We start from the raw sequence: 5,520 nt of genomic DNA on the forward strand, positions 1-5,520 counted from the left end.
GACAGATTGGTCAGGGGATCGCGACCCGCTGCAAGGCTTTTGGCATGAACACGATTGGCCTGCGCCGCAATCCGGAGCTTCCCGCCGAGGGCTTTGATGTGGTCTTGTCGCACTTGCAGTACCACGAGCTGATCGTACGAGCCAATATGGTCGTGCTGGCGTTGCCGCTCACGCCCTCGACCCGCTGGTTCTTTGGGGAGGATGAGATCGAGATCATCCAGAAGGGGAGCTATCTGTTTAATATCGGGCGCGGCGGGTTGATTGATGAAAAATATGTCTGGACGGCGCTGAAGAACAAGTGGCTCGCCGGTGCAGGACTCGATGTCTTCGAGGACGAGCCTCTGCCTTCTAACTCGCCGTGGTGGGAGCTGGACAACGTCGTGATTACCCCCCACATCGGCGGGCAGACCGATACCCTCGCCGAACGCCTTGCCGCGTTAGTGGCGGAGCAAGTGCGCCGGATGCAGGCCGGGGAGCCGCTGAAAAATCTCGTCAACTCGGAGCTGGGCTACTGAGGTGCTGAGCGAGGCCCCTGCCGATGATCTCTACGGCGATGGCTCGTTCCAGACGGAGCTGCTCTATCGTTTTACGTGCCACGCACAGGTAGGAGAGATCGAGTGGGTTGGGAGCCACTTTGGCCTCCAGCGCATCGACAACGCGCATCAGACTGTCACGCTGGTAACGCCGCGCGAGGGACTTCCCGCTCCCTATGTGGAAGCCATTATCGCTGACACCCAAGCGACCTACGCTCTGGTGCGAACACTCGAAGCACCATTTGTGCTCTTTCTCGGACAGCTGACGCCTGAAGGCGAGGGCTGGCAGACGCTTGCTCACTGGCCTCTCCCCGAGCAGGAGTACCCTCTTGAGCGCCATGCCTCGCTAAGCCTCTCAGAAGACTTTGTCGTGGTGGCTCTCCCGGAGGTCAGGCAAGAGGATGTTGCTTTCTGTCACTTTGTCGAGCGGGCAACACATACTCTGCGATCTCTCCCTGGGCACCCTTGGCTACGCGCCGATCTACCCAAGATCGCGGTGTACTTTGCTCAGATCCGTGCTGATACGCTCTGGTTGGGAACCAGTGCAGGGCTACTGTCAACTCCCCTAGGTTCCCCACAGGACTGGGAGCGCTTTCTTCTGGAGCGGGTTTGCATCGCGGGAGAGTGGGCTTCGGATGGGATGCTCTGGTGCCTGACTACTCCACGCCAGTATACGCAGGAGCACCCGCCATTTCAACTGGTAGCGCTTGCTCCCGACGGGACGCCCACTGTGCCTGTGCCAATTCCTCACACAGCACGCCCCCCCGGGCGGTACCCCAGAGGGCTGGCTCTCCACTCCGATGGGACGCTCTGGGTGGAGAACCTGATCCCAGATACGGGGCATAATATGGGCTGGCTTTGCTATCAGCCACAGAGCCATACCTGGACAACCGTCCCCTACCAAGAAACGGCACCTGCTCCCCCAGCGGCGCATCGTCTCCTCGCCTTTACTGCCTTTCCCACTCCCGGCTCAACACCCCAGGAAGATCCCCGTTTTCCGTGGCGACAGCAGCACTTCCCCAGCTGGCACCTGCGTCTCCTGAACTGGCCGCTTCCCTCGCGCATTTCCTACGGCCTGCACCCCGATCCTGAGGACCCCACTCTGAGCTGGTGGGTGACAGAGAACACGCTTGTGTGTGCCGAGCGCTCCCAGCCTGCACGGCACTACCGACCTCCGGATGGGATCCGGCTCGACAGTGAGCTGATCGTGGATCGTCACTCTGTTTGGGGAAGAGCACTGAGCGCGGAGGGGCGCTACCAGGGCATCTGTCGCCTGGACCGTGGCACCGGTCAGTTTTGGCTCTATGATGCCAGCTTTGGGAAGTGGCATCGTCCCGCCCTCACGGATGGTCAGGCACTCTGGCTACTACACTGTCCAGGAACCTGGTGGATTCTGCCCGGTGCGGCAGAGCAGGAGCAGGTGACGGAGCAAGAGATAAGCATCCTCGTCCCAGACCTCACCGATTCGGATGACGTGTATTGGGTAGAGGACTCACGCGGTTTCGACCAGCCCGCTCGTCTGGTACGCTTCCATAAACCGACGAAAGAGCAGCACGACATCTCACTGCCGCCGCTATGGCATGTGTCCGCCTTACTGGTGGAGAAAGAGCATCTCTGGCTCGCGGCAAGCCGCCGTGGTGACTACCATCACTCTCGAAGTGTCCTGTTCCGTCAAAAGCGCTCTCATGGTGGCTGGGAAGAAGTCTCCCTTCCTGCGCACCTGCCCCCGCTGACTTTCTACCGCATGGCGCGTACCCCTGAGGGCAGGCTACGTCTAGGAACCTTCCACGACCGCTCCCTTGTCTGTCTGGATCTCTGAGTTATTGATGCAAAGTATGTTTGGACAGCGTTGAAAAATCTCGTCAACTCGGAGCGGGGCTACTAAAAGCGCTACTTCGTGATCTTGTAGAGCACATAGTCGCCTTCCCGAGCTGCGACGGGGTAGTGCTGGCGGAAGAAGTCCTCGTTGAAGGGGAGCTTGTAATTATTGGGGATGTCGCCGCGCTCACGGGGGGTGACTGCTACAAAGTCAATCTCGTATTTTTTGAGGAGTGCTTCGGCTTCCGGGTCGCCTGAGTAGATCTTCTTGAGCGCTTCCTCGCGGTAGCCGTAGTCGAGGCCATGTGACCAGAGCCAGCCCGTGTAGCCCAGCCAGGTGCGACGGCCCGCCCAGTAGACGGGATGGGTAAAGGCCGCCGAGGTCAGAATCCGCGACTGAGGCTTTGTGACGGGAACTATCGCCTCGCCAAAGCGCTGCTCAGCGGCGGAGTAGATCTGCTGCTTGCCAGTGCCCGTCGCCACCTGCCAGACATCCAGAACACCGGCCAGTGTGCAGCAAAGTACCACCAGCGGCACCCAGATACGCACGCCTTTTTGTCGCCACCAGCTTGCCAGGAGACCGGCCACCAGAGGCACGCTGAGCAAGTACCAGTAGATCAGCACCTTGAGGTTGTCCCAGATCCACGGGGCCATCTGGAAGACATTGGGGCCAAAGAAGCAAACTAAAAACGGCAGATAGAAAACCAGCCAGCGTCGAGAGACACGGCCCGCCCCTAGCACGAGCAGGGGGATAAACGGCCCAGTATTGAAGAGCCAGAACCGTGTCCAGCCGGGCACATCGTTGGCCTTCCCGTCCCAGCCCAGCGCAAAGCGGGCAAACTGCGCCGTGTTGGTGTGGCTCCCAACCAGCATGTAGGCCAGCGACGGCAGGGCAAAGGCACCCAAAATCACAAAAAACGGGAGCCAGCGCTTCACGGCTGCGCCAAAGCCCTCGCGGAAGATCATGGTCAGAGCTTGCAGAGCCGCCACGCCGCCCAGTGACGCGAACGTGTGCACATGGCCTAGCGGAAGCAGTCCCACGAGCAAGCCCGCCAGCCACATCCCGCGCCGCTTCCCTGACCACCAGAGCCGCACGACTGTCAGCGCTATCGGCATTCCCAGCACAAGGCTCCGCTGCGTCCCAAGCAGCACGCAGAGCATGTTTCCCCAGCGCAGCCCTCGTTCCGCATCGTTGGTGTAGCTCTTGGGCAGGTGAAACAACAGCTCGGTGAGGGAGCTACTCGGGGCATTCTGCCAGTCGCCCCCGAAGTAGAGAAAGCCCCAGCCGCCGGAAAACAGTGCTAGTGGTAGGGCTAGATGCGCCGCCACCGAGTCGCGGGTGAAGAGCCGGGTGAGCCGCCAGAGCCAGTAGAGCGTGCAGCCCACAAGTGTCGCGTCTTGAAAGAAAATCGCGCCCGGAATGCTCGCTCCCCCCCGGACATAGAGCGCCGTGGTGAAGTCCACAATAAACGGGTAGGTCAGCTTTGCGCCCTCCATCGCGGGGTGCTCGGGAGGAAAGTTCCCTCCAACAGCAAAGCCTTGGATAATCCCGATATGGAGCGGCAGATCCCCGAGGTTGGCAACATTGAGAGTCCAGATCGCGCCATCGCTCTCGGCGTAGCACGCGCCCCAGAAAAAGCGCAAGAGTAAAGAGAAAAGCACACCGTACCAGAGTGCTAAGGCGATCCCCGCCACGCTGGGTTTCCGCAGTCGCGCCTGCACTCGGCTAATACTAATGCTCACCACCTGCGCCAGCCGCCGCCTTGGGCCAGTACGTAGCCAGAGCAAGGCAGGGGAGAAGCTGAGCACCGTCGCCAGCCCCATTGCCACGGGCGTCATCCCGAGGCGCGAGGCCAGTATCAGCCCGAGCAGCCCCAGGGTCAGGTTGCCCAGTGGAATCGCCGCCGCCAGCCGCTCGCCCAGTGTCCAGTGCCGCGCAAAGACACCCACCAGCGCCAGCGCTCCCAGGGTCGAGAGGAGAAAGAGCAACAACATTGTTTAGTATTATACGTTGCCTCGCGAAACTTCGTTATAGACAGCATTGCGTTATACTAACTCTGTGGAACTTGCTGTTGATTTTGGAACGACAAATAGTGTGGTGGCGGTGGTGGAAGAGGGAAATGTGCGTGTGGTCTCGCTTCCGGCCATCGCGCGGGAGCAGCCGACGACGCAGGCGACTCTAGTGCCGACCTGTGTGTTTGTGCGGGAGAAGCACCGCCGCCTCTGGCCGCAGTTCTGGCGCACGGAGCCCGAGGCGCTGATCGGGCAGGCGGCACTGGCACACAACTTCGAGGGCGGCGCACCCGGCTTCGCGCAGAGCTTCAAGCGGGCACTGGCACAGGAGCCACACCGCCAGGTAGCCAGCGTTCAGGGCAAGCCTATCGCCGCGCGCGAGGCGGCGTATTTGTTTCTTCGTGAGCTGATCACGGCGGCGCGGGGGACTTTAGGCAATAAGAAGCTCACGCAGCTGACGATTAGCGGCCCGGTCGGCTACTTCGAGACCTATCGCGCGGAGCTGGCGGCTCTCACCAAGCGCCTTGGGGTGAAGCACTTCAAGACCATTGACGAGCCGATTGCCGCCGCGCTGGGCTACGGCGTCAATGTCGGGCGCGACGAGACACTCCTCGTGGTGGACTGGGGTGGGGGGACGCTGAACCTCGCGGTGATTCGCCTCGGGCCGGGCGTGCTGGCGTCGGGGGCGGCTCCGATTCTTGCCAAGCACATGGTGGGCCGTGGCGGCGACGACGTGGACTACTGGCTGATGGAGGAGCTACTCCCTGGCTTTGAGGACATCGCCGCCGGGCGCTACGATGCCAAGTGGGAAGTCATGCGCGCCAAAGAGTCCGTGAGCCGCACGGGGGGCTCGACTCCCATCTCCTGGCGGGGCATCCAGCGAACCCTCGACCGCGAGAGCTTGGTGGCGCTGCTGACCAAGCGCGGTCTCTACGACGACCTACGCACGGCTCTCACGGACATCAAGACCCAGCTCGCCGAGACCGCGCCAGACTTCAAAGTGGACGAAGTACTGCTCACGGGCGGCTCGACGCTGCTCCCTGAGGTGCCCGCCGTGGTAGACAGCTTCTTCCCCGAGGCCATTGTCCGCCACGACAATGAGTTTGTCTTTACTGCCGTCGCCAGTGGAGCCGCACGCTTTGCGGGGGGCGTCCCC

The 5,520-nt window shown here is 61.6% G+C and carries 4 protein-coding genes; 3 read left to right on the plus strand and 1 reads right to left on the minus strand.

The features are described 5' to 3' along the window. Together RMO15_RS31670 and RMO15_RS31675 are read left to right on the plus strand one after the other, a co-directional pair. Positions 1-515: NAD(P)-dependent oxidoreductase (locus RMO15_RS31670; protein WP_309722805.1), on the plus strand; the 515-nt coding region annotated here is incomplete at its 5' end. A gap of 1 nt (position 516) precedes the next feature. Continuing rightward, positions 517-2,352: a hypothetical protein gene (locus RMO15_RS31675; RefSeq protein WP_309722808.1), complete on the plus strand. Its 1,836-nt coding sequence runs from the start codon at positions 517-519 to the stop codon at positions 2,350-2,352. A 71-nt stretch (positions 2,353-2,423) separates the two neighbouring features. On the opposite strand, the gene RMO15_RS31680 is transcribed toward RMO15_RS31675, so the two are convergent. After that, the gene (locus tag RMO15_RS31680) at positions 2,424-4,346 is read right to left on the minus strand and encodes a hypothetical protein (protein WP_309722811.1); all 1,923 of its coding nucleotides are present in this window, start codon (positions 4,344-4,346) and stop codon (positions 2,424-2,426) included. A 64-nt stretch (positions 4,347-4,410) separates the two neighbouring features. On the opposite strand from RMO15_RS31680, the gene RMO15_RS31685 reads away from it, so the two are divergent. Then, positions 4,411-5,520 (plus strand): Hsp70 family protein (locus RMO15_RS31685; RefSeq protein WP_309722816.1); only part of this gene is annotated, 1,110 nt, incomplete at its 3' end.

Source organism: Armatimonas sp., assembly GCF_031410135.1.
Lineage (GTDB): Bacteria > Armatimonadota > Armatimonadia > Armatimonadales > Armatimonadaceae > Armatimonas.

Coding starts and splice junctions, on each gene's coding strand:
- RMO15_RS31680 (WP_309722811.1), bottom strand. CDS start 4,346: ATGTTGTTGCTCTTTCTCCTCTCGACCCTGGGAGCGCTGGCGCTGGTG.